The organism is Pediococcus damnosus (assembly GCF_001437255.1).
Lineage (GTDB): Bacteria > Bacillota > Bacilli > Lactobacillales > Lactobacillaceae > Pediococcus > Pediococcus damnosus.
In genome coordinates this window covers 26,626-51,222 of record NZ_JQBD01000008.1, presented here as the reverse complement: position 1 = coordinate 51,222, position 24,597 = coordinate 26,626, and the positions used below count along the sequence as shown (strand labels likewise).

The window sequence follows — 24,597 nt, the reverse complement described above, 5'->3', positions numbered from 1 at the left end:
AACAAAGTTTCAAAATATATAATACGAGGAGGAAAAGTAATGAGTGATTTAAGAGGACTTTTATTTGGTTTAATTGTTGTAGTGGCAATTTACTTGCTGGATCGATATTTACCCAGATGGGTTGGTGCGATTCCTGGTGTAATCTTTCTCGGATTTATGATCTGGTTAATAGTCACTAAAGGTAGTGCTAATCTGGTTACTATGTTGGTGGTATTAGTTGTCGGTGAAGCCGTTCTTAACGGTATTTGGCTTGAGACGATTGAAGATCGAAAAAAGAAGTTGAAACAAGAGTTAAGTAAAATGAAGGCCAAAGATATTACATATAAGTAGTGGCTGAAAGCTGGGGGAGTAACAATATGCTAACTAAAATAAGTAAAAAGGCAATAATTATTTGCTTAGTAATTGTGGTTGTTGTGGCTGCCTTACTGGGTATTTACGTGCATAATCACCAGCCCAAAATAGCTAGTAAGTATCAACAAACGAACATCCCCACATTGTTTCTACATGGCTATGGCAGCAGTTATCACGCCGAAAAGCACATGGTAAAGGCCGTTCAAAACGCGCATGCAACGAATGGTGTGATTCGCGCAGAAGTGTCCAAAACTGGCAAGGTGACCTTAGTAGGTCATTTACGCAAAAATACCGTCAATCCAATCGTCATGATCAATTATCAAAATAATCATGAACGAAGCTATCGGACTGACGGCAAGTGGTTACGGAATGTTTTACAAAAAATTCAGCAGACTTATCATTTCAAGAAATTTAATACTGTTTCGCATTCGGTTGGTAATGAGGCCGTCATGTACTACATGGCCGATTTCGCACCTCAAAATAAAGGGTTACCGCAACTAAATAAAGAAGTTAATATTGCGGGTCATTTCGCCGGAATTCGCGGATACGACGCGATTAAAGGTAACACACTTAATGCTCAGGGGAAACCGCGCCACATGATACCAACATATCAGGCTTTATTAAAACTACGAAAGACCTATCCACAAAACGGAGCCGTTTTAAACATTTATGGAAATATTGGTGATCGTAGCGATGGAACGGTCCAAAACTATTCATCTAAGTCACTGCGCTATTTGGTTCAGGATCGTGCTAAATCGTATCAGGAACTTGAGATGAAAGGAAAATTGGCCCAACATAGCAAACTACATGCGAATCCTAAAGTAGATCACGCCATTTTAAAATTTTTATGGGAAAAATAAATTAATTGACAAAAAACCGGATAATAAGAGAGTTTACCGAAATTAGATAACGATCTAATCTTCGGGACTTCTTTATTATTCGGTTTTGTGATTTGTATTATTTCAAACTAGCTGAAGCGGCTTATACTATTGTGTACTTTACAACTGATTTAAAAAATCATAATGGTGAATTCTAAAGTTCAGATGTTCCATTTCTTTGATAGAATAAAAATCTTTAAAGTTTACTTTTAATTTTTTTATTACGCTTCCTTGTTCGGCCGTTTAACTAAAAAGGCAATCAAAAAACCGATTACACTCATAATTGTGGTGGCTAAAAATGCAGCTTTATAGCCATCGAGATTAGCTAGCATTGTTAAGTGGTGCAATAATTGCGGTTGAGCAAGGTAGTGAGCCGGATTAGGCATGTGATTTTTAGTTACATTGGCCATGATAGACACAACCAGCGCAGTTCCAATTGAAGAGAAGATTTGTTTAACTGTGTTATTAACGGCCGTTCCATGTGCAATCAATGAACGATTAAGAGCGTTCATACCAACGGTGGTAATCGGCATTAATACCATTGATACACCTAACATACGAATTGAGTAAACTAGAATAATCCACCAAAGTGAAGTGTTCAACGTCAAGAAGCATAGTGGAATCGTCCCAAGGGTTAAGAAAAATAAACCAGCAATAGATAGCTCACGGCCACCAAAACGATCAACAATTTTTCCGGTGATTGGGTTCATTATAGCAATTACGATTGCTCCAGGGAAAAGCGTTAAGCCGGAAATTAAGGCAGATTGACCTTTGGCAATCTGCAAGTACATTGGTAAAACAAGTTCTGCACCAGTCATAGCGGTGTTAGCAATTGCACCTAATAAACTGGCAACAGTAAATTGACCATATTTAAAGACACGTAATTCCAAGAATGGTTCCTTAAGGTGTAATTGACGGTAAGCGAATATTGCAATTACGAGAACTCCAATGATTAGAGAGGTAATTACAGTAGTGGATGACCAACCGTCTTGGCCAACCATTGAAAATCCGTAAAGTAATGAACCAAAACCAATACTAGACATAATTAGAGATAGAAAATCCAGATGAGTTTTGTGATTTTCAATAACAGGTCTCATAAAGAAGAAACTGGCAATAACAATAAGCAGTGCAATCGGAATCATAATACCAAAAATATCGTGCCAAGTTCCATTATCAATAACCCAACCAGATAGTGTAGGTCCAACTGCCGGTCCGACGCCAACTGCGATTCCAACTAATCCCATTGCGGAACCACGTTGTGCAGGTGGAAAGATTGAAAACATAATTGTCTGCAATAAAGGCATTGCAACGCCAACACCAACCGCTTGAATTAAACGCCCAGCTAGTAGAATTGCAAAAGTTGGGGCAGCCCAACACATAATGGTGCCAATTGTGAAAACGGTCATGGCACTAATCCATAGCCATTTGGTGTTAAAACGTGTGGATAGCCAAGCTGATAAGGGAATCATAATTCCGTTAACTAATAGAAATCCAGTCGTTAACCATTGAACTGTTGATGCGTTGATACTAAATGATTTCATTAAATTAGGGAATGCAGTGGCCAAAACTGTTTGATTTAATACGTTTAAAAATGTTCCAACTAATAAAATGATAACCATCATGGTTCGATTATATTTTTTTCCGTTAATATCTGTGTTCATAATTGATTCCTCCTTGAATATGATGCTATTATCATAGTCTGAGAGGAAAAAGTCAATAGTTAAGTGGACTTTTTTTGATTTTGTGTTAAAATTAAATCAAATAAAACGCTCGGAGGTGTAGTCATGGCAAGTGTTGACAGCTTTTCAAACTGGATGGATTTGATTCAAGAAATTTCAAAATCAGACGGGATTACAATTGGAACTTCTGATTTAGTGAAGGCTACCGGTGTACCGGCCAGTCAATTACGTTATTGGGTGGAACAAGGGTATATTAAGCCGGTAGAAGTACCCAATGAACGAAGTCGTAAGTATAGTTATCGGGTTGTTTTTCGGGTTCGTGCTATTAAATACTTTCTTGATAATGGGTTTACGTTAGCATCTGCAATGGAGCGGGTTAATCAATTTAGAAATTTGGATGTTCAGTTACAAAATATTATTGCTGATCATATGGAAGATTTAAAGATAGCTGATAATGGTGATATTGAAATTTCTCTAGGATCAATTAACAACGGATCCGCTGAATTGAGGTTATCGATTCATGATGGGCAGTCTAAGTTTTGGACAGAAGTTTAAATTTTTAATTGAGGTCAAAATGATGAAGTCATTGGACCTAAGTTAATAGATAAAAAGGATTTAAACGTTTTTTCTGAATAGTGTTAAGTAACAAATGGCGAAGAATATTAATAGAGTCGTCACTTCTAAACTACTACTACGAATGATATTGTCTTTATATGAAATAAAAGCTGGATCTACCAACTAAGGTAGGTCCAGCTTTAATATTATTTTACATAAGCAGTTCGAAAATCCATGGCGCCACTAAACTTGTTGTAGACGACTCCATGCAAGCTTGATTTTACTAACATTCGTGAGCGACTCTCGTATAACGGTGTGACTGCCTGATCTTTTCCAGCCGTTTGAGCAGCCTTGACAAGATCATGATAACGCGCAGTGTTGTTCAAAGCATCTTTACCATCAGCAGTATTCATTGCCGTATCGTACGCCTTACTTTGATAGTGTCCCATATTAGAGTTACTATCTGAAGTTAAGATGGTAAGGGCTTGGGTAGGATCGGCAAAATCCATGCCCCAGCTAGTTAAATTAAGCTGAAAATCTCCTTGCGAAACTTTAGTTAACATTGAAGGGAATGGCATCGTGCTGATTGTAACCTTCAAACCCTTTAAATGATTCATCAGTTGACCCTGAATATAATCGGCTGTGTGCTGACTGGTATCATCATTTGCACAGGTAATGTTTAAGGTTAATTGCTTTTTACCTAATTGTTTTTGCGCCGTTTGATAGAGAGCTTTAGCTTTGGTGATGTTGTAATCCATGGTGTTTGGGGTATGGGCATCGTCTACGAAATCTTTATCAGTCTTTGGGTTCTTCAACATATCGTGCACACCAAACGCCTTTGCAGCAGTTGAGCCGTTTTCTAAAATTTTAGTTGCTAATTGTTGGCGATTAATCGTGAGTGAAATGGCGGTACGTAAATTTTTGTTGGCTGCTGTTTTATCCTTTTCGTTGTACTGAATAAAACCGACGCGACCAGATGATAAAGTTTTCAATTCGGGATTATTTTTGTTCTGTGTATTTTGTTCGCCAGCGAGCGTGACCATATCAAGTTTGTGTGATTGATACAGATTGTAAGCAGTAGAGGCGGTTTTGATCACTTGATACCTGATCTGATTGAGTTTCACCACTTTATGATCGCGATAGCTGTTGTTCTTGGCTAGAGTCCAGCTGTCGTTGGTTCCGTTCCAGCCCTTAAGTGTAAACGGACCATTATAAACGGTCGTTTTTGCGCTGGTTCCATATTTAGTTCCGTATTTTTTAACTGCTTTTTGGCTAATCGGATAGAAAGTCGTTCCGGATAAGAGCTTTTTGAAATAGGGAACTGGTTTGCTCAAGTTAATTTTTAATTGATATTTGTTTGTTGCTTTGACGCCTAAAGTACTAGGCGATTTTTTGCCGACCATGATGGCGTTAGCATTTTTGATACTGGCAAATAAGTATGTGAATTCCGACTTAGTTTTAGGATTGAGCGTTCGTTCCCATGAATAGACAAAGTCCTGGGCAGTGACTTTTTGCCCATCACTCCACCGACCATCGTGGCGTAAGTTAATCGTGTAGGTTTTGCCATCTTTAGAAATCGTTGTTTTGCTGGCCAATGCGTTAACTGGTTGGCTATTTTTATTTAATCGGTACAAGCCTTCATCGACTTGACTCAATTGACTGCTGGAAACGCCGTCGGTTATTTTTGAGGCATCGAGACTCGTTAAATTAGTGGTCTCATATAAATTGATTTTTTGAGCTGGCGCGGCACTGGCTTGTTTTGAGTTTGCATGAATCCCGAAACTAACTCCGCCGATAAGAATGATAATCCCTGTAAGTAATAAAGCCTTTTTGTTCGTAAAAATTCCCATGATTTAATTCCTCCAAATAAGTTGCATAATTTGTTTTGAAATTGATCAATGAGCGTTGCCATCGTTGTTCTACCATGTGTGTCACCCCGTTTATAGATATCAAAAAACCGTCCTTAACAGCCAATGTGTTAAGGACGGTTTCCCGCGGTGCCACCTCAATTGGGTTCATTTTAGGTTCACGAGAAACCTAAATATGTACCCCTACTTTATAGAGAACTAACATTCTCTTGACAACTGACGTATGTCTGACGTCTTTCCGTACTCTCGAAATTTCGGAAAAGCCCTCGGTGGTCCATTTAATTACTTGCGTTCGGCCATAACTTTCAGCAACGATGGCTCTCTTTGCGTGCACAGTAATCTTGATCTCCACTTCATCGGTTTTTAAGGACGATTTATGTTGCCATTAGCATACAGCAGGTTAGATGAACTTGTCAATTAAAAATTAAATCTAATTTTTAAAAATATAGGACACAAAAAATCATTTGATAACACAAGTAAAAGCAAATAATTACCGTAATCATTAATCATTGTCCATGTTTTTATATAACGGTTATTCATAAATCCCTTTCAAATAACTATCTGTTTTTTGTGTGTTTCTTTATTAAATAAACAATCCAGAACACTAAAATAACTGTAATTATTAGACCGACATATCCATAAAGGTCTCCAGTACCAATTGATGAAAGTAATATCATGTTTAATTTTCCTCCTCTAATAAGCATAAATGTATTGTTGTTGTAACACAATAATACTATGATAATGAGTGTTCATTGTTAAGATAATTCAAGAAAAATAAACCACTATCCTTAAAAAAAGATGAATTTTCTAAAAATAACGAACGTTTTTGAATTTGAAGACACATTCTAGTAATAACACACTTATTTGCTATTCTGTGTCAGGTGAATCTGCAGAATTAATTAAACTGATAAATGTTTTTATTAATAATGATGACATTACGATTGCTAGTATTACGGGAAATGAAATTAGTACAGTTGCCAGAATGAGTAGGTATTCTTTGACGTATAAAGAACAAGAATACTGGATACATAGGTATTATGAGCTTTCGTCTCAAATTTCCGAATTTTATATTACGGAAGCTCTAATCAGTGTTCTCAATAATAGAAATTCGAAGTAGTAACAAGCTCTAGAAAAATAATTTTAATTTTTTTATAAACTAAAGTTTACGATCAGAATACTTAATTCAGAGAGGAAATTATCATGAAGCACATCGTTGCAGGCATTATCGCCCATGTGGATGCCGGGAAAACCACGTTATCAGAGTCATTGCTTTATCGTGCCGGTGAGCTACGGAAACTCGGTCGGGTTGATAATGGGGATGCTTTTCTTGATTCGGATGACCTTGAAAAAAAACATGGGATCACGATTTTTTCGCATCAGGCCCATCTTCAATATCAAAATCTTGATCTCACACTCTTAGATACACCCGGCCATGTGGATTTTGCCTCGCAAACCGAAGAAGTTTTGAGTGTGCTTGATTATGCAATCTTGGTAATTTCTGCAACGGATGGGATTCAAGGGTATACCAGAACGCTTTGGCGGTTACTCGAACGCTATCATGTACCGACGTTTATTTTTGTCAATAAAATGGATATGCCTGGTACGGATAAAAAACAAGTCCTTGATCAGTTACAGACGGTTTTCTCGCAGGGATGCATAGATTTTAATGCAGACGAATCGAATATTTCGAATGAAGCCTATGAAGAAATTGCAATGCGTGACGATGCGGTTCTTGAAACTTTTTTAGATTCGGGAAATATTGATGATGAAACGATTCAAAAAATGATTAGACAGCGAGAAGTTTTCCCCTGCTATTTCGGAGCCGCATTGAAAGTGGCTGGTATCGACGCTTTTCTGACTGGGCTTGAACACTGGACAAGTGAAACAGTTTATAAACCAGAGTTTGCAGCACGGGTATTTAAAATTTCTCACGATGAGAAAGGTGAACGCTTAACTTGGGTCCGGGTAACGGGTGGCACACTGGCTACGAAGGCTGTTTTACTAGATGATCAGAAGGCCAATCAGTTACGGGTCTACGATGGAGCCAAATTTACGGTTCAACAGACGATTCCAGCAGGTGGAGTTTGTGCAGTTACGGGGTTAACGGGTACCTATCCTGGACAAGGACTTGGTGTTGAAAAGGATGGCGTAACACCAACTATTCAACCAGTGCTGAACTATGCGCTTGATCCTAAAGGTCAAGATATTCATGTTTGTTTAACGGCCTTGCGTCAACTGGAAGATGAGGATCCGCAGTTGCATGTATCTTGGTCAAGCCACCTTCAAGAAATTCGTGTGCAAATTATGGGTGAAATTCAACTAGAAATTTTGCAGCAAATTTTACTTCAACGATTTAACTTAAACGTTAGTTTTGGTGAAGGCAGTATTTTGTATAAAGAAACCATTACCCAGGCAGTAGAAGGAGTTGGCCATTTTGAACCTTTGCGTCACTACGCTGAAGTTCATTTATTGCTTCAACCAGCCTCAAAAGGAAGTGGACTTACGTTTGATAGCCAATGTGCGCTGGATGTCCTTGGTAAAAATTGGCAGCATCAAGTTCTGACCAATCTTAATTCTAAAGAACACCTTGGCGTGCTTATTGGGGCGCCAATTACGGATATGCAAATCACACTAGTTGGTGGTAAAGCTAGCAATGTCCATTCAGTTGGCGGTGATTTTCGAGAAGCCACTTGGCGAGCAGTGAGACAAGGATTGATGATGTTGAAAGAACATGGTGGCTGTCAATTGTTGGAACCGTGGTATCAGTTTCGACTAGAAATTGGGCAAGATCAAGTTGGACGGGCGATGAATGATATCCAAAAGATGAGCGGCAGTTTTAATATGCCAGAAACGACGGAAAATAAGGATGCTTTGACCATATTAACAGGAACCGCACCTGTTTCAGAAATGCAGGATTACGCTCAAGAAGTTCGTGCTTACACGCATGGCCAAGGACAGCTGGAATGCATTGTTGATGGATATCGGCCTTGCCATAACGCGGATGAAATCGTTAAAAAACTGAAGTACAATCCAACTTCAGATTTGGATAATACACCGGATTCTGTGTTTTGTGCACACGGGGCTGGATACCCAGTTTCGTGGGATGAAGTACCAAAGATGGCACATGTGGAATATACGTATTCCCAAGCAGATTTAGCAACGCTGACAAATTAAACTAAGGGATTGTTTTTCAAAATTCGGTATGATTGAACTGTAAATAAATGTTGCTAAGCGGAGTTTATGGGTTAAATAGGGTGAAAGCATCTTTTTTTAATACCCATTCTCACGTATAATAAGCAGTAAATTGACACTTAATGGAGGACGGACTCGTGGCCAAAACTAGTAGAATTATGGCATTTTGGGATAGCTTCCAAAAGTCATCAGAATATAAAATTATTAATAATTATCCGCAATGGCTTGTTCAAGAGACAGTTCAATACTTTGATAAAATGATGGCTAAAATTTATCCGGGATCGTTTCGTACTTGGAATGAAGACAAACTATTAGATGTTTTATACATGATGCTTGATCAGGCTGATGATGAAGATTCGGACGCAAATCATAACTTTTGGATAAATTTCGACATTATTAGTGAACTACTAAGATACTTAGCAGATACCAATAAGATCGGAATTGGTAAACAAGATTTGGAAGAAATGTTTGTCGAATTTCAAGAACATACTGATGCCAACGATCCAGATGAAGAAATTAGGGAAATGCGCACAGGTGAACTCCGTTATGTCAGTACTGATCCTTGGCTACCAGAATGGAAAGAGTATATTGCGATTAATATTGAACGCTATACTCTCGAGTGGGTAGATGCTTATACTGAAAGTTCAGACTGGCATAGCAGACCTGATGGAATTGATAAGGCGTTTTTAAGTATGATTCTAAACAATCTGGCAAAGTGGGCCTATGATGATTATCGAAAAACACCTAAATCATGGACAAAGATGGCCATCACCGGGGTTTTAACGGACTCGTTTGTATCTGATTTAAGTTTGGAACCTGAAAGCTATAAGTTAATTGCACCTGCGCTTTCTCATTTTTTGACCTACGTTGCCAAGCGAGGGTGGTTGAATGAAAAACGGGCCAGTGATTATAAACGATTCATCGCCGCTGCAGTCCCTGACATGATTGAGCTGTCACAAGATGAAGATAATTTTAGCCCCTCAAAATTAATTACTATGAAAATGAATGAAGACGGTGTCGATATTACGGATGAAAAGGCCATTCAAGCTTACATTACAAAGGTTAGTCAAAATGGAGAAATTGATGACCTGTATGATGACTATGAAGCGGATGATTCTATGTTGGGTTTTCCACCGGAAGAAGTGCGCAAAATAACTAAGCATCCAGAACAGCTAAAAAGGCTTGCTGAAGTTTACGATCCAGATCCGGATCAAAATTATTTGAATAGTGTCCATTTACCAGAGTTTGAAGATCGGCGATGGCGTAGAAAAACTGCAATAGCAGTTCACGCGCAGGGTGTTCAGGCAGGACTAAGTTTGTGGTTGAATCGGCAAGATTATAAATTGCCTAAAAATTGGGACGCTGTCAGAGTGGTTCAAAATGTCAGTGTTTTTGTGGATTTGCATTATGCGCAAGCATTGCTGAAACCAACTGAATGGCCTGTACCAACTTTTCGTGATTTTGGTGAGTGGGCACGGGCTAAGCAGTCAGGCGAACATCTTGCTGCGACTAACCAATTGGTTCCTAGCTTATTAGCGGAGCTGACAGATGATGGAACGTTAGAACGAGAACAAGGTAAACAGTTGACGGCCGCTTTTTTTGGAAAATCGATTCCAAAGCCAGATAAACCAAAGAAGGTCAAAGGCAAAGTTATTTCACTGAAACAGGCTCGTAAGTTACTTAAGCATAAGAAGCGTTATTAAAAAATCAAAAAACGAGGTACGAGTGGATTAGTCTACTGGTACCTCGTTTCGATTAAAAAGGTTTTGTTTATAGCCTCTTCTCGCATTTTTGAGCAACATTAGTTAGTATATTTGGGAAAGTATTGGCTTCGTAAACGACAATTCTGTAAGGATTGCGAAAATATGGATGCTGGAGGAAGCTTTTGCATGAAAATTAGAATTATTGGTCCCGTTGGTAGTGGTAAAACGTTACTGGCAAGTCAACTGAGTTTAAAATACCATATTCCGGTTATTTCGTTAGATGACTTAAACTGGTCCAGAAGCTCTCACGGAGATATTCACCGGACTCCAGAGGAACGGACGGCACTATTAAATCAGGTTTTGAACCGCAAAGACTGGATTATTGAAGGTGTTCAGTATCGATATGGGCGCGAGTCGTTTGCTGATGCTGACGTCATTTATTTTAAAGATGTTTCTCATTTCCGAAATATGTATTACTTATTGAAACGATACTTTAAAAATCAATTCGTCAAAGGGCCTAGTCAATATAATCATTTGAAAATATTTTTAAAGTGGGAGCAGAGTTTTCGAAATAAAGAACGAGCAGAAATTGTCGTATTGTTAAAGCCATACATAGATAAGGTAGTTGTTTTGAAAAAGTAAAAAATATTTCACGTGAATTAATGACAACGTGAATTTTTTTGGTATTTAATATTTATAGAGGTTTGATTACGTTCAGAAGTGCTAATCAAATTAATGGAAAATCAGGTATATTAATGATTTTTGGGTAAGTTAAAAAGTCAGCAGTATCTATACCGATATGGTATAATAACAAATGAATTGGAGTACGGTCATATTGGAATATTTTGCAAAGTCAAGGAAGCTTGCAAGGATTTTAAATAGCGAAAAGCTACTGAGAAAAACATTTGGCAAAGATTGTGCCACAAAGATTCAGTCTCGATTGGATGAATTCGATAGTGTGCCAACGTTAGTACAGATTCCATCTGATCCACCACCGCGTTGCCATCGATTGCATAATAAATTAGAAGGCAAATTTGCAGTAGACGTGAGTAGAAATTACCGTATTATTTTTGAAGGTTATGATAAAGATGATGAATTATCGGTCGTACGATCAGAAATAGTCACCGTCCAAATCTTAGCGATTATTGACTATCATTAGAGGAGTTGATTTGAATGCTACATCGTGAAAATGAAATTAAGAAATATCATACAACCTCAGCTGCTGATCTTATTCGAGAAACCATGAATTATTATAAAATTACGCAAACGGATTTGGCTGACAGACTCGGGGTTAGTCAAAAACATATCTCCGAAATATTACAAAAAAAGCGGTTCATTAATGAAACCTTGGCACTTCGTATTGAAGCAGTAATGGGAATATCAAGTATTTTACTGCTCAATTTAGATTCGAATTTCAAATTGCGCTTAGCTAAAGAAACGCCGGTACAAGACATGAAAAACAAATCGGATAAATTTCTTAAGCGTTATGACTGGGTCACAGTTTAGTTAGCCTGATGTAGGCGAGTGTAAAATGAGTGTTTAAAAAATAAAACGTAGGAAGATCACATTAGATTATCAGCTAGTGTGGTTTTTTATTTCAAATTATAAAGGCAGTAATCACATTCAGGAGTACAATTGGGTTTAGTAATAGTAGCTTACATAAAAGGGAGACTGAATATATGAAAATTAAAGAAGGATACATGCCATTTCATGGTTATAAAACTTATTACCGAATTGTTGGGGAACCAAGTAAGGACAAAGCACCATTGTTGTTAATTCATGGAGGTCCTGGTTCTTCCCACAATTACTTCGAATTATTAGATGACTATGCAAAAACTGGCCGTCAACTGATTATGTATGACCAAGTTGGCTGTGGGAAATCATCCCTTCCTGAAGATGAAAGCGTCTATGTCAAAGAGACTTGGGCAGAAGAATTAGTCGCTCTCCGTAAGTACCTCCATTTGGATGAAATTCATATGTTGGGCCAATCATGGGGCGGCATGCTGGAAATGCTTTATTTAACTAAGTACGATCAAAAAGGAATCAAAAGTGTGATGATTGATGGTTCGCCAGCTTCTATCAAGTTGTGGACTAAAGAACAGCATCGTTTAATTTCCTATTTAAGCTATGAAGATCGCTCGGCAATTGCGGAAGCAGAACGAACTGGTAATTTTACAGGTCCTAAATACTTAGCTGCCAATGATCGCTACATGGAACGATACTGTTGGGATGATCCTGATGAAAACTCGCCAGAGCCTTTACGCCGAGAAACAAATGGTAAACGGGCGAGTTTAATTGCTGAGGGACCTAACGAATTTACCGAAAACGGAACAATCAGTGACTTTGAAGTGACCGATGATCTCAAAAAGATTCACGTGCCTGTTTTAGTTACAAACGGAACAGACGACTTATGTACCCCATTGATTGCTAAATCAGTTTATGACCACATTCCTGGTGCTAAGTGGCACTTGTTTGCCAATAGTCGTCATCTAGCTCTTTTGGACCAACACGATGAATTTGTGGATGTGCTTGATCACTGGTTAGCAGCAAACGACTAGTTTAACTGGAGGTTTATGATGCCTGATATTTATGACGATGCTGATTTCTTTAAAAAATACAGTGAGATGAATCGAAGTAAGATCGGGTTAGCGGGCGCTGGTGAGTGGCCAACGTTGCAGAAATTGCTGCCCGATTTTCAAGGCAAAACGGTGTTAGATTTAGGTTGTGGCTATGGCTGGCATTGTATTTATGCGGCCGAACACGGAGCCAAGGCCGTTACTGGCGTTGATTTATCTGAAAAAATGTTGCAAGTAGCGCGACAAAAAACGACTGCAACCAATGTCACCTATCAACTTGCTGATATTTCTAAAGTTAATTTTCCAGAAAACACGTTTGATGTGGTGATGAGTTCACTTGCGTTTCATTATTTAAAATCATTTACGCAAATTGCGCAATCTGTCCAACGTTATCTCAAACCGAATGGTAAGTTTGTTTTTTCTGTTGAGCATCCGATATTTACGGCCAATGGAACGCAGGATTGGGTCTATGACGAGAACGGTAAAATTAAGTATTTCCCAGTTGATCATTACTTTGAAGAAGGTCAGCGGACGGCTAACTTTTTAGGTACGCCAGTTACGAAGTACCATCGTACGTTGACAACCTACATCGAAGGTTTGATAAATAATGGTTTTACGATTGATCATGTGCAAGAGCCGATGCCACCGAAAAATATGATGGATTTGCCAGGGATGAAAGATGAAATGCGACGCCCAATGATGTTGATTATTGCGGCAACAAAAAAGTAACTATGGAGTTTTTGAAAACCAAAATTACACACAAAACCCGTTTAGACCTAATTTATAGGCTTAAACGGGTTTTTAAGATGTTATAGAAATCACTTCAATTTCAACAATTTTTCAATATTTCCATGGGCAATTTTTTCTTTGTCAGCATCAGAAATATCTGTGTTAGCTAAGAAGTCTTTCGCATTACCTTTAATATAAGGATAATCCTGGGCCCATACCACATGATCAGCACCCATTTCAGTCAAAACGAGTTGCATTTGTGGCCAAGTGTACATACCACTTGGGGTCACGTAAACATTCCTCTTGTAATAGTATGAAACGGGATGCTTGAGCGGGTTGCCAACTACAGGGGTCGTTGCTTCATCCAAACGTTCGAGGAAGTAAGGTACGAATTCACCCCAGTGACCTGAAATCAGTTTTAAGTTAGGAAACTTATCAAATAAACCAGATAAGATCAAACGGGTAACATGCAAGCCAGCTTCCATGTGCCAGCCCCACCCAGGAGTTGACATAATGGCGTTAAAACCGATGGGGTTCATCCCGCTGTAATAGTTCTTGCGAATGGTCTCAGTAGGCATTGAAGGATGGATGTACAAAGGCACATCAAGTTTAGCTGCCATTTCAAAGATTGGTAAGAATTTTGGTGCATCCAAGAATTGGCCACCTTTAGCAGTTCCTAAGATTAAGGCACCTTTCAAACCTAATTCGTTAACGGAGCGTTTTAATTCTTGTGCAGCTGCTTCTGGATCGGAAATTGGTAAAGTTGCGAGCCCCAGGTAACGATCAGGGTGGCGCTTTACTGTAGCTGCAATGTCGGTGTTAATTCTTTGTGTCAGTGGAATCGACTGATCAGATGGCAACATGTCAGGATTGGTGCTGGCATCTCCATAAGAAAGGATCTGAACGTCAATTCCGTTATCATCCATATACTTGAGACGTTTTTCGTCGACATCTTGCATCTCGTCTTGCGAAACCGAATAGGCAACTAGGCCTTCTGCAAAGGAGCGACCAAATTCTTTCATTGCCTTAGGATCGGCTGGTTGTGTTTTTAAATAGTCATTAATAATTTTGTTAGCATATGGCATGCTAATGTGTTCTTCAGCTGTGATTAATTTCATAATTATCTCCACCTCATTTATAAGATAAGCTTAGTTTACCTGAATTTACCCGAGAGATATGGACCGACTTTGCCGTTTTGTTGCATAACTAAAAAATTTTGTCGAGATTGTTGGTTAAATGAAGAAATAGATCAGTAGCTTGTTCCTTGGTCCACTTTTTGTTTAAAACGTAGTCACGTAGAAACATATAGGTGGCAGCAGCATAGACATTACAAATGGATTTCTCATCAATTAAATTTACTTTATTTTGATGAGCAACACGCTGATTGAATTCGGATAAACGTTGAATGAATTCGCGGCGTGTATTCGACCATTCCACAAGTTCAAACACAATCGTTCGTTTCTGCCAAATGGTCATTAATTGTAAGGTCATGCTGCGAGCGGTTAAGTTTTGAGGGCGAAATTCTTTGAGAAATTCTTGTAAATGTTGATCGATCATCGTCGTAATGACCTGTTTGGGTGATAGGTAGTATCGATAAAACGTTTGTCGAGAAATACCAGCAGTGGTGGCTAATTTGGGTGCAGTTAAAGTGTCGAAATCAACTTTGTTTTGACAGAGTTTGATCATGGCTGCATCGATTTTTTCTTTGGTTTTTAAAGTTCGTTCATCTGTTTTCTTCATAATTTCCACCTATAGTATTACCTATTTTAAACGCATAACTTTTTTCAGGCAAGCTAGAACTATCAAGGCTAACTATCAAGGCTATGGTATAGTTATTCATACATAAAATAGATATCTTGAAAAATATAAGTTAATAGTTTTGAAAATTATTCTAGGAGGAGCATGTTATGCCAGCAAAGAAAACAATTTTAGTCGAAAAAATGGAACACCTATTGCAGTTAGTTGGAGGTAAAAATCGAACAGGAGAAAATTTATTTATTACTCGTGGTGCGGTTCAAAAAGATCTTCAGCCAAGCGAAAAAGGAACTTACGGTTTTATTTCTTTTATTCGATCTGATCAGCAACCAAGTGGACCCTATTCAGGGTTATCAATTAAGGTAAATCCAGGGAAGGATCACTATCGCATTTCATTAGATATTGGTAATGAAGGTTTTGGAGATGATTATCAACTTGCGACGCTTCCAGGTACAAGGCGAAAATATTTAGAGCTTCAACATAACATTCGAATTTACGCTAAAGATAAAAAAGTGGATATAAAATGTTTTAGCGCTTTAGATTTTTCAAATGATTCTAAAAAAAGAGAATTGAGTGATTTAGAGGCCGAATATTACGAGGACAATATTGATTCACATCCGGTTGATTTATTTGTTGCTTTCACAAAACGACCAACTTTTAATGAAGACGGTATAGCTGATGAAAATGAGGATTTTTGGAAAGTTTTTAAAGCCATGATTGCTGTGTATGCAGAGTTAAGGCAATGGCCCAATATCGGAGAAGCTAAACGCGCACAACTGTACAAACAGGAGTTGAATCTGTCGAAAAGTGCGAAAGATGTTGATGAAGTAGCAACTGTAAAACATCTCTTGAAAACCAGAAGGTATGTCGTTGTTCAAGGGGCTCCCGGAACAGGTAAAACATACCTAACTGCGACACTTCGAAAAGAGTATGTAGATCAGAATGTTATTTTTACGCAATTTCATGCTGAAACAACGTATTCTGATTTTGTTGGTGGATATCAACCTGTGACTGAAAACGGGAACCTAACTTATAGGTATCATGAAGGCCCCTTCCTCCGAGCGATTAAAAAGGCAAAAGATTCTAAAGACCCAGTTTTGTTAATTATTGATGAAATAAATCGAGCTAATTTGAGTAACGTACTGGGAGAAGCATTTTATTTATTTGAAACACATTTTGATGAGCGACGTGCAGAAATTGAAATCGGTGATCCACAAGCTCCTGTGAAGCTGCAGCAGCTGCCAAAAAACATGCGAGTTATTGCTACAATGAACACAGCTGATCGTTCATTAGCAGTTATCGATTTTGCTTTAAGACGACGCTTTGCTTGGTTTACAATGAATCCTCGAGAAATTAAGAAAGAGGAATTATCAGTTAATGAAAAATTTCATAAAGAGATATTTATTCGACTACATAACATTTTCCAGATGTATGCAAATAGCAATGAGCTTATGCTTGAACCCGGACAGGCTTATTTCATCACAGCTAAGGATAATGCCGAGCAAGAAATGAAGGAAAGGTTGATGTATGAGTTGTTGCCACTGATTCGTGAATATTTGGAAAACGGGTTAATGATGCAGGCGTCTGATGCGTTTAACCAATTTTTTATTACCGAAATAGATCAAACACTTTTTATTTAGATCAATGAGGAATTATTATGGGACAAGATAATCATATTGCTATAATTGAAACAAAGACTTTTACAGACAAAATCTATCATTTACCAAAAAGTATGATTCCTGATCATAGATACTTAAATGAAGCGAATGAAGCATTTCTTCGCCTAAATCGTAAATCATTTGAGTTTTTAAATATCAATGGCTATTCACAAAATGGGGATTTACATATTGTTAGTCATAACTTTGTGGGTGCAATCCCAATAAGAATGCCGGGTAAAGGTAAGGGAAAACCAGTTACAGATTTAATTGTTAAACCACGTTATGGAAATAGTGGGAAGACTAAGGACTGGTTTGAGTGGATGGCAGGTCTAGCAGAATTTACAAAAATAAAACTAGAACCAGAGAGAAAAGAACAGTTAGAGTTAGTTCGATCTGCCGGAACCCCAACTCCACAATATTTGTTGGCTGCAGAAGTTATTAAATGTTTTCTATTAGTCATTAGAAAGGGACATTGGAATCAGTTTATGAATCAGGAATTGTTGGCAGACCGGCCGGTTGGTAACGTTAATTGGAATAGATATGCAAAGCAAACGGTAGATCCACGACGTAGGTTGAAGTTTCCAACAAGACTTAATTTAATGACGCAAGAACATGATGAGTTTCAGCGTGCATTACAATTATATAAAAAAGCTAAATTAATAATTGAAGGCCGAATGACCCCTAATAATATTAAACAGCAATTATATTCAACACTTTTACAGTTAGATAGATTATTACCTGCAGCAACTAGATTGACTATGCAAATGATAGAACCCTTTCGAGTCTCGATGCAGGATGCAAATGAAATAAAAAATTTGAAAACGTCACTTAATGCATTTATGTTAAATCAAGAAAAACAAAAATATGCTTGGCGAATTGATTTTTCAAAGTTGTTCGAAGGTTATACGCAAAGATTAATTGGTCAAGTTGCTGTATACAGTACAAATAATAGAAGAATTCCTAGAACACTTATGCCTGGATTTAGAAATAAAGTTTCAAGATTGATGCCACTATATCTTGAACCGGATATTGTTGCAGAATTTGGTGGAGAGAAAATAATTTTAGATTCAAAGTATAAATCATATTTTTTCCCTAGAAATAAAGAGAGTAAATTAGATCAGCGTCAACGTTTAAGATCGGACATCCATCAAATTATTGCGTATACAAGTTTAGAAAAGGCAAAAATTGCGATCATTCTAGCTCCTGTTGAGGAAAATCAAATTATTGAAGAAATGGTGAAGTATGGAGACATAATAGTGGGTACGTTGGGAATCCCGTTGCAATATGAACATGCGCATCAGTATAGCGAAACTATAAGGAATTATTTTAAAAAAGTGACAAATCTTTTGGCCTAATTTTAATATGTTTTGAAGTAAATTATTGAGAGGCATAATTCATGAAGAAACGTACAAAAATTTTACTAACAATCTTGATTTTTTTGATAGTTTTACTATCTGGCGGCTGGTTTTACTTGCACGCACAAGTTTATCATCCTAGTAAAGCTGCAGACAAAATCGCCCAACAAGCAACGACAACCCAGCCAGAATTGTATTTCAAAAGTAAATTGACGACGAATCCAGAGATAATCTTTTATCCTGGAGCTTTGGTTGAACCGGCTAGTTATAGTATCTGGGCTAAACGGGTAGCCGATGCCGGTTATCCAGTTTACATTGTGCGCTTTCCAATGGATTTGGCAGTATTGGCGCCTAATCAGGCCGGCAATGTGCTGAAAAATAATCAACGTGACTATGTAATTGGTGGGCATTCTCTGGGTGGTGTGATGGCTAGTCGTTATGCACACGAGCATCAGAAACATCTAAAAGGGGTTTTCTTTCTGGCAAGTTATCCAGACAAAAAAGGGAGTTTAAAAGGCACCGATTTACCCGTTTTATCAATTACGGCCAGTCGCGATGGTGTTTTAAATCGATCAGCTTATAAAAAGGCTAAGCGTCTGTTGCCCAAAAATACAGCCTATGAACAGATTAGTGGTGGTAACCACGCTGGATTTGGAAGCTATGGAGCGCAAAAGGGAGATAATACCGCTACAATCAGTAATCAAGCCCAACAACGGCAGGTAGCACAGCGGTTAATTCAATGGTTGAAAAACTTGAACTAAGGTAAAATTAAAATTAAAGTTAAATTAACCGGAATGGAGACGCACAATGACACTAGTTTTAATCATTTTAATTGCGTTATTTGGTGCCTTAGTTCGAACGGTCTTTGGATTTGGCGAAGCATTAGTTACCATGCCGTTATTAGCTTTAATTGGTTTCAATTTGCAAACGTCAACCGCTTTGATTGGGGTTTTAGGATTACTAGTAGCGTTACCAGCGACAATTAAGTTTCGCGCCCAAATTGATTTTGCTGTCGTCCGGCGGTTAGTTGCTGGATCATTACTGGGTGTGCCATTGGGGATCCTGCTCATTAAAACGGTGAATAGAACTTTGGTCCTTCATTTGTTTGGGGTATTTTTGATTTGCTATGGCGCCTATAGTTTGTATAAAGCCTTTCGGAAAAGCACTGGGAAAGTGCGATTACATGCTAAGGGCTGGGATTACGTAGCGGGCATGATCTCAGGAATTCTAGGAAGTGCCTTCAATAGTCACGGGGTTCCGGTTGTGATGTATGGAACTTTAAAACGGTGGCCAGTAGATAAAATGCGGGGGATCGCTCAGGCCCATTTCGTTTGTGTTGGCATGATTGTGGTGGCCAGCCAAGTTGCGTCAGGATTCTGGTCGTTGGAAGTGGTTCAGTTACTCTTAATTATTATTCCGTTACTGTTTGTGGTCATTCCATTCGAAAACTGGATCAGTGCCCATATCGCCCGTGAAACGTTGGTCAAATATATTTATGTGTTACTGATTATTTTTGGTGGACTTTTGTTTTTTCGGTAAAAGGTTTTGCTTAAAAGTGTGAATAAATAGCTAGGACAAAAAGGATAGTGCATTTTGCACTATCCTTTTTTAATTATTGTTTTGATAAATGCCCTTAGAGATAGTTTGGATTGTTTATAGTTTCGATATAGTGCTCCTAAATTATCAGCCCAACCACCATTAACAAAATAGGCACCCAGCGCTAGGAGTAAAATAATACCGATGATTTTAATAATTATCAAATGTCCTTATCTCCTTATCTGTGGATTTTGAAGATAACAATGATTAATGGACTTAGTTGCGAGTTACAATAATTTTCTGATTTGAAAATTCGTATTTCGTACCCTTCACTAAATTATAATATCCAAATTTATTAATTTGGATCATAAGTTGTTCATCGTCATCAGTGGCGGCAAACTGTTTAAGGTTCAGTGGATCAGCAGTAGGGACATTCCAAATAGTATTTGCATGTGTAACGAGATACCATCCAGCTTGGGCTCCATATACTTGGAAATAATAGTTCGTATCGTCAGTTTCAATCTGAATAATTGTGTGAAATCTGGGATGGGTAGTTGCTGCTATGGTAGGTTGCCTCATGTTTTCCTCAAGAAATACAGTACACTTTTTAATATCTTTGCTGGCAAAAGTAAGGTTGAGTTGATCATTTTTTAGTAATTGAAGTTGTTGAGATGTGATTACGACACTAACGCCATGTGTTTTTTTACGAAAAGCAGCAAAAGTTCCCTGAACTGGCCAAACCATTTTACCGATTTGTAATTTTTTTACATCTAAAATCCAATTTTGTAATAACGTAAGGTTGTCCGGCATTACCTGCCAGTCAGTTCGTTCAAAAACGGTTTCCAATTCATCTTTCATATTTAGCGCCCCCAATATTTTGCCTTAAGTATAGTTCATCATTCATAGAAATCAAACGCTTTCATTTGAGAACCTAATTAAGGCATTTAGGCTAAAAAACAACTAACTTATTTGATATTTTGATATGTCTTAATCTGGTTTAACTTCACCCAAGTTAAATTTAACATGAGCGACCTGTAACTGTTGAATGCGCTCTGTTCCCCAATCATACATGGCATTAATGATGGGAAGAAGTGATTTTCCCAGATTAGTTAAGGTGTACTTAACTTTGATACGGGGACCGGAAATCTCTTGGCGAGAAACAATGCCATCTGAAACGAGTTCTTTTAGTTTCTCAGCGATCATTTTATGGGAAGCGGTTGGCAATAATTTTTGCAATTCGCCAAAGTAATAGGCGCCGTCTTGGCCCAAATGGTAAATAATATTGATTTTCCATTTACCGCTAAACATCGATAATGTGAATTCTTTAGGACAACTATAATCGCCATCAGCAAGCTTTTTAAGGACACTTTTTCTAAGTTGATCAGTCATGAGTTACCTCCATTTTAGAGTTAGTTACTAAAAAGTGCGTTATTGTAGTTATTTGCAATTTAGGCAATAATGCAGGCGTAGAAGTAAATATATTTTAGGAGGAATGTAAAAATGAGTCAAGTTTATATTGCAGCAGAATTACCAACAATCACGACAGAGATTTTGAAAGCCCATCAGTTGGATTACAAGGTTTATGCTGGTGAAGGATTAATTTCACATCAAGAGTTGATGGCGCAAGTAGAAGATGCAAAATATTTAATTACTGCCCTTTCAACCCAAGTTGATAAGGAAATTATTGATCACGCGCCAAACCTGAAACTAATCGCTAATTTTGGGGCTGGTTTCAATAATATTGATACTAGCTATGCTAAGGAAAAAGGGATTGTGGTGACCAACACCCCGATCGTTTCGACAAATCCAGTAGCGGAAGTCACAATTGGATTAATCTTAGCTTTGAGTCATCGAATGGTGGAAGGTGACGCGCAGATGCGTAAAGACGGTTTTCCAGGTTGGGCGCCACTTTATTTCTTAGGGCACGAAATTGCTGGAAAAACTTTAGGAATTGTTGGTTTAGGGAATATTGGTCAAGAAGTTGCGCGGAAAGCGGCCGCCCTTTCAATGAAAGTCCAGTATTGGCAACCGCATCAAAAGTCGGATCCTGAAGAACGAAGCCTTGGGGTAAAATATGTGACCTTTGATGAATTAATTGAAACGAGTGATTTTATCAGTATTAATGCGCCGCAAACTTCAGCTAATTATCATCAGTTCAATCAAAATGTTTTTCAGCAAATGAAAGCAACCGCAGCCTTGGTCAACGTGGGTCGGGGACCAATTGTTGATGAAGCGGCGTTAAGGGATGCTTTGAAAAATAAAGACATTGCAGGGGCTGCCCTGGATGTTTATGAACATGAACCAGCTGTGACTCCTGGATTACAAGATATGAAAAACGTTATTTTGACGCCTCATATTGGCAATGCAACGGTTGAAGCACGGGATGCCATGGGAAAGATTGTGGCCGATAATATTGGTTTAATAAACGATGGCAAAAAAGCTAAATATGTTGTTAATCAGTAGCCTGGCTGATTCTGAACTTAAATATCCTTAAATTATGCCAAGTTATCGTTGTTTTGACTGGCTAGTGCTAAAATAGGTCATAATTAGGAGTGATTTTTGTGATACTTGAGCGAAGAAATTTTATGAACTTTAACAAATTAGGAACCAACTTTGAATGGCCAAAAGGTATGCCAGATATCAGAAATTTACAAAAGTTAGGGCAGCTATACCAGTTAGGTGAAGCTGGTGCAAACGAAATTGGAACGAAACTAGAGAATCTTGATTCTGAATTTCAGGTGAACTATGATCACAATCCAATTCATCATATCGAAGAGCGGATGAAAGATGTCCAAAGTTTAGCAGAAAAAATGAACCGTAAAGGCTACGACCTGACTATCGATAATATTAAAAATCATATCTTTGATGTCGCTGGAATTCGGGTGATTACAAATTATATTGACGATGTTTATTTGATTAAAAAATTACTTTTAAGTCAATCAGATGTGACATTGATAAAATGTAAGGATTACATCAAAAACCCGAAACCAAGCGGTTATCGGAGTTTACATGTGGTGGTTTCTGTGCCGGTTTTTCAATCCAACGGAAGTCATGATGTTAACGTTGAAATTCAGATTCGGACCGTTGGCATGGATATGTGGGCGAGTTTGGAACATAAATTACGTTATAAAACGGATATTGATGATAAATTGGTCGCCCAGTATGGCAATGATTTGCATGGGTACGCTGAAGAGCTATCCGGAATTGAAACTAAAATGCAAAAAATTTACAAAAAATTGAATAACTATGAAGTCTAGAGCTTCAAAAATAAGCACATTGATGTTCCTTATCAAATGTGCTATTTTTATGGAGTAATAAGAAACATGTTATCAAAATGGGGGAGTGTAGAATATGGAAAGCGAGTCTGAAAAGTTATTTAGTTTGATTGATGCGGCTTATGGGGAAGATCTTAGCAATCAGCCGTTTGAGTATAAGCAATGTTTGTTGAAACGCGCAAAAGAACTGACTGCGGGGGCCGATGAATTAAAAGTATGTAGAGAAATATGGGAAGATTATCGAGTAAATTATATCGTACCCATGAGTTTTCCGAATAACAGTCGAATTTTATATGCGTATGTGAAAGATCAATTGGGTAACCTTAGTGAAAAGCAATTAAGAGATGCCAATCTTGGGTACGGACTCATTGCGACCCATATCACTTTTGGGCCGTTTAATTAAAATTGAGGTAAATTATGAAAATAGAAATTGTGAATGAACTTAATGAAGTTCAATTGAAGCAAGTTATGCATATTTGGTTGATGGGCAATAGCCAAGCTCATGATTTCATAGATCCAGGTTATTGGCGTAGCAATTATGATGAAGTTGCTAAACAGATTCAGCAAGCGACACTTATTTTGGCTACACAAGATGACCTGATTTGTGGCTTTCTGGGGCTTGTAGATGGCTATATTGCAGGATTATTTGTCAAAAAAGATATGCAGAATCAAGGATTAGGAACGAAATTGGTTGTGCAAGCTAAAAAATTACAGTTGCCGTTGACCTTAAGTGTGTATCAAAAAAATGAGCATGCCGTGAAGTTTTATGAAGCGCAGGGCTTTTCAATTGTGAAACAGGATACAGATGCTGCTACCAAAGAAATTGAATTTACGATGAAAGCAGATAAGTAATTTTTTAATAATGCTCATGATAATAGGAATGCTAGTGATACTAGCTCGACTTTTGAGTAAAACTATTTTTATTATGAGGAGGTTTCAATGTGGCCGATGCAAATTTTGGGCAAATGCTAAAACAATTTCGAAAACAGCGAGGGTTTACGCAACAAGTGTTAGCGGAACAACTTTATGTTTCGCGCAAAACAGTCTCAAGTTGGGAAACAGGTCGCAATTTTCCTGATATTGAAATGGTTAGCCGTCTTGCAACTCTTTTAAATGTCACAACAGATGAATTGATGGGCAGAAAACAAGTAAGACCAAAAAATAAGACGTGGAATATCGGGATTGCTCTGGCTGTTTTAATTACTGGGAGATTAATTGTGGCAACAACTGTATCAATGCTGTTGTTTTCAGATTTGTTGATTGCCTTGCTGATCTTGTTGCTTGTTTTATTTTTGAAACGAAAACTTGGATGGAAGGAGTTACTTATTGGAAGTAGTTTGTTGGCATTGGTACTGTTTGTTTCGGCCTGGAGAAATCTGTTTTTAATGAATTTTAGCTTACAAGTTGTTTATACTTTGACGGGGTGCTTGTTAAGTGTTGACGCAATTTATTATTGGGGATTCAAACTGAAGTTCATTTAACTTGTT

General features: G+C 37.9%; 26 protein-coding genes. 19 read left to right on the top strand and 7 right to left on the bottom strand.

Features of this window, described 5'->3' with window-relative positions:
- Positions 1-39 precede the first annotated feature (39 nt).
- Together IV84_RS02160 and IV84_RS02155 are read left to right on the top strand one after the other, a co-directional pair.
- A complete protein-coding gene (locus tag IV84_RS02160) occupies positions 40-330 on the top strand; it encodes a hypothetical protein (protein ID WP_046871426.1) in 291 nt (96 codons plus the stop codon).
- A 26-nt stretch (positions 331-356) separates the two neighbouring features.
- A complete protein-coding gene (locus IV84_RS02155) occupies positions 357-1,211 on the top strand; it encodes an alpha/beta hydrolase (RefSeq protein WP_046871425.1) in 855 nt (284 codons plus the stop codon).
- 239 nt (positions 1,212-1,450) lie between these two features.
- Here the strand turns inward: IV84_RS02155 and IV84_RS02150 are convergent, their stop codons facing one another.
- The gene (locus IV84_RS02150) at positions 1,451-2,890 is read right to left on the bottom strand and encodes an MDR family MFS transporter (protein WP_100212790.1); all 1,440 of its coding nucleotides are present in this window, start codon (positions 2,888-2,890) and stop codon (positions 1,451-1,453) included.
- Positions 2,891-3,013: 123 nt separating this feature from the next.
- Between IV84_RS02150 and IV84_RS02145 the strand changes: the two genes are divergently transcribed.
- The gene (locus tag IV84_RS02145) at positions 3,014-3,463 is read left to right on the top strand and encodes a MerR family transcriptional regulator (protein ID WP_046871424.1); all 450 of its coding nucleotides are present in this window, start codon (positions 3,014-3,016) and stop codon (positions 3,461-3,463) included.
- Positions 3,464-3,669: 206 nt separating this feature from the next.
- Here the strand turns inward: IV84_RS02145 and IV84_RS02140 are convergent, their stop codons facing one another.
- On the bottom strand, positions 3,670-5,313 hold the full coding sequence (locus IV84_RS02140) for a peptide ABC transporter substrate-binding protein (protein WP_046871423.1): 1,644 nt from the start codon (positions 5,311-5,313) through the stop codon (positions 3,670-3,672).
- A 1,218-nt stretch (positions 5,314-6,531) separates the two neighbouring features.
- On the opposite strand from IV84_RS02140, the gene IV84_RS02135 reads away from it, so the two are divergent.
- The 7 genes from IV84_RS02135 (at position 6,532) to IV84_RS02105 (ending at position 13,531) form a co-directional block, all read left to right on the top strand.
- Positions 6,532-8,505 carry an elongation factor G gene (locus IV84_RS02135; RefSeq protein WP_046871422.1) on the top strand — a complete coding sequence of 658 codons (1,974 nt, stop codon included), beginning with the start codon at positions 6,532-6,534 and terminating at the stop codon, positions 8,503-8,505.
- 155 nt (positions 8,506-8,660) lie between these two features.
- Positions 8,661-10,226 carry a hypothetical protein gene (locus IV84_RS02130; RefSeq protein WP_056986040.1) on the top strand — a complete coding sequence of 522 codons (1,566 nt, stop codon included), beginning with the start codon at positions 8,661-8,663 and terminating at the stop codon, positions 10,224-10,226.
- A 186-nt stretch (positions 10,227-10,412) separates the two neighbouring features.
- Positions 10,413-10,868, top strand: coding sequence for a P-loop NTPase family protein (locus tag IV84_RS02125; RefSeq protein ID WP_046871420.1), 456 nt, complete (start codon positions 10,413-10,415; stop codon positions 10,866-10,868).
- A 298-nt stretch (positions 10,869-11,166) separates the two neighbouring features.
- Positions 11,167-11,385, top strand: a complete 219-nt coding sequence (locus IV84_RS02120; protein ID WP_226996048.1) for a type II toxin-antitoxin system RelE/ParE family toxin — start codon at positions 11,167-11,169, stop codon at positions 11,383-11,385.
- 14 nt (positions 11,386-11,399) lie between these two features.
- On the top strand, positions 11,400-11,732 hold the full coding sequence (locus IV84_RS02115; protein ID WP_046871418.1) for a helix-turn-helix transcriptional regulator: 333 nt from the start codon (positions 11,400-11,402) through the stop codon (positions 11,730-11,732).
- A 173-nt stretch (positions 11,733-11,905) separates the two neighbouring features.
- Positions 11,906-12,784, top strand: a complete 879-nt coding sequence (pepI, locus tag IV84_RS02110) for a proline iminopeptidase (RefSeq protein ID WP_046871417.1) — start codon at positions 11,906-11,908, stop codon at positions 12,782-12,784.
- 15 nt (positions 12,785-12,799) lie between these two features.
- Complete coding sequence (locus IV84_RS02105; RefSeq protein ID WP_046871416.1) at positions 12,800-13,531, top strand: class I SAM-dependent methyltransferase; 732 nt, start codon at positions 12,800-12,802, stop codon at positions 13,529-13,531.
- Positions 13,532-13,620: 89 nt separating this feature from the next.
- Here the strand turns inward: IV84_RS02105 and IV84_RS02100 are convergent, their stop codons facing one another.
- A complete protein-coding gene (locus tag IV84_RS02100; protein ID WP_046871415.1) occupies positions 13,621-14,649 on the bottom strand; it encodes an amidohydrolase family protein in 1,029 nt (342 codons plus the stop codon).
- 88 nt (positions 14,650-14,737) lie between these two features.
- Positions 14,738-15,271, bottom strand: coding sequence for a TetR/AcrR family transcriptional regulator (locus IV84_RS02095; RefSeq protein ID WP_052694499.1), 534 nt, complete (start codon positions 15,269-15,271; stop codon positions 14,738-14,740).
- Between the two features lie 167 nt (positions 15,272-15,438).
- Between IV84_RS02095 and IV84_RS02090 the strand changes: the two genes are divergently transcribed.
- From IV84_RS02090 to IV84_RS02075, 4 genes are read left to right on the top strand one after another with little or no spacing between them, the layout of a single operon-like run.
- On the top strand, positions 15,439-16,926 hold the full coding sequence (locus tag IV84_RS02090; RefSeq protein ID WP_046871414.1) for an McrB family protein: 1,488 nt from the start codon (positions 15,439-15,441) through the stop codon (positions 16,924-16,926).
- 17 nt (positions 16,927-16,943) lie between these two features.
- The gene (locus IV84_RS02085) at positions 16,944-18,299 is read left to right on the top strand and encodes a 5-methylcytosine restriction system specificity protein McrC (RefSeq protein WP_046871413.1); all 1,356 of its coding nucleotides are present in this window, start codon (positions 16,944-16,946) and stop codon (positions 18,297-18,299) included.
- 41 nt (positions 18,300-18,340) lie between these two features.
- Positions 18,341-19,060 (top strand): alpha/beta hydrolase, encoded by a 720-nt coding sequence (locus IV84_RS02080; RefSeq protein WP_046871412.1) that lies wholly within the window; start codon positions 18,341-18,343, stop codon positions 19,058-19,060.
- Positions 19,061-19,106: 46 nt separating this feature from the next.
- A complete protein-coding gene (locus tag IV84_RS02075) occupies positions 19,107-19,838 on the top strand; it encodes a sulfite exporter TauE/SafE family protein (RefSeq protein ID WP_056986039.1) in 732 nt (243 codons plus the stop codon).
- Positions 19,839-19,897: 59 nt separating this feature from the next.
- Here IV84_RS02075 and IV84_RS10865 read toward each other — a convergent pair whose 3' ends face one another.
- From IV84_RS10865 to IV84_RS02065, 3 genes are all read right to left on the bottom strand, one after another.
- Positions 19,898-20,059, bottom strand: a complete 162-nt coding sequence (locus tag IV84_RS10865; protein WP_155386973.1) for a hypothetical protein — start codon at positions 20,057-20,059, stop codon at positions 19,898-19,900.
- Positions 20,060-20,111: 52 nt separating this feature from the next.
- The gene (locus IV84_RS02070; protein ID WP_046871411.1) at positions 20,112-20,693 is read right to left on the bottom strand and encodes a hypothetical protein; all 582 of its coding nucleotides are present in this window, start codon (positions 20,691-20,693) and stop codon (positions 20,112-20,114) included.
- A gap of 129 nt (positions 20,694-20,822) precedes the next feature.
- Positions 20,823-21,224 (bottom strand): winged helix-turn-helix transcriptional regulator, encoded by a 402-nt coding sequence (locus tag IV84_RS02065; protein ID WP_046871410.1) that lies wholly within the window; start codon positions 21,222-21,224, stop codon positions 20,823-20,825.
- 111 nt (positions 21,225-21,335) lie between these two features.
- On the opposite strand from IV84_RS02065, the gene IV84_RS02060 reads away from it, so the two are divergent.
- The 5 genes from IV84_RS02060 to IV84_RS02040 all read left to right on the top strand — a co-directional run bounded on the left by IV84_RS02060 (position 21,336) and on the right by IV84_RS02040 (position 24,591).
- Entirely contained in the window at positions 21,336-22,298 is a 963-nt protein-coding gene (locus IV84_RS02060; protein WP_046871409.1) for a 2-hydroxyacid dehydrogenase family protein, read from the top strand.
- A gap of 98 nt (positions 22,299-22,396) precedes the next feature.
- Entirely contained in the window at positions 22,397-23,092 is a 696-nt protein-coding gene (locus tag IV84_RS02055; protein ID WP_056986038.1) for a GTP pyrophosphokinase, read from the top strand.
- A 94-nt stretch (positions 23,093-23,186) separates the two neighbouring features.
- On the top strand, positions 23,187-23,513 hold the full coding sequence (locus IV84_RS02050; RefSeq protein WP_046871407.1) for a bacteriocin immunity family protein: 327 nt from the start codon (positions 23,187-23,189) through the stop codon (positions 23,511-23,513).
- Positions 23,514-23,527: 14 nt separating this feature from the next.
- Entirely contained in the window at positions 23,528-23,962 is a 435-nt protein-coding gene (locus IV84_RS02045; protein ID WP_052694498.1) for a GNAT family N-acetyltransferase, read from the top strand.
- A gap of 89 nt (positions 23,963-24,051) precedes the next feature.
- Positions 24,052-24,591 (top strand): helix-turn-helix domain-containing protein, encoded by a 540-nt coding sequence (locus IV84_RS02040; protein ID WP_052694497.1) that lies wholly within the window; start codon positions 24,052-24,054, stop codon positions 24,589-24,591.
- The last annotated feature ends 6 nt before the right edge of the window (positions 24,592-24,597 follow it).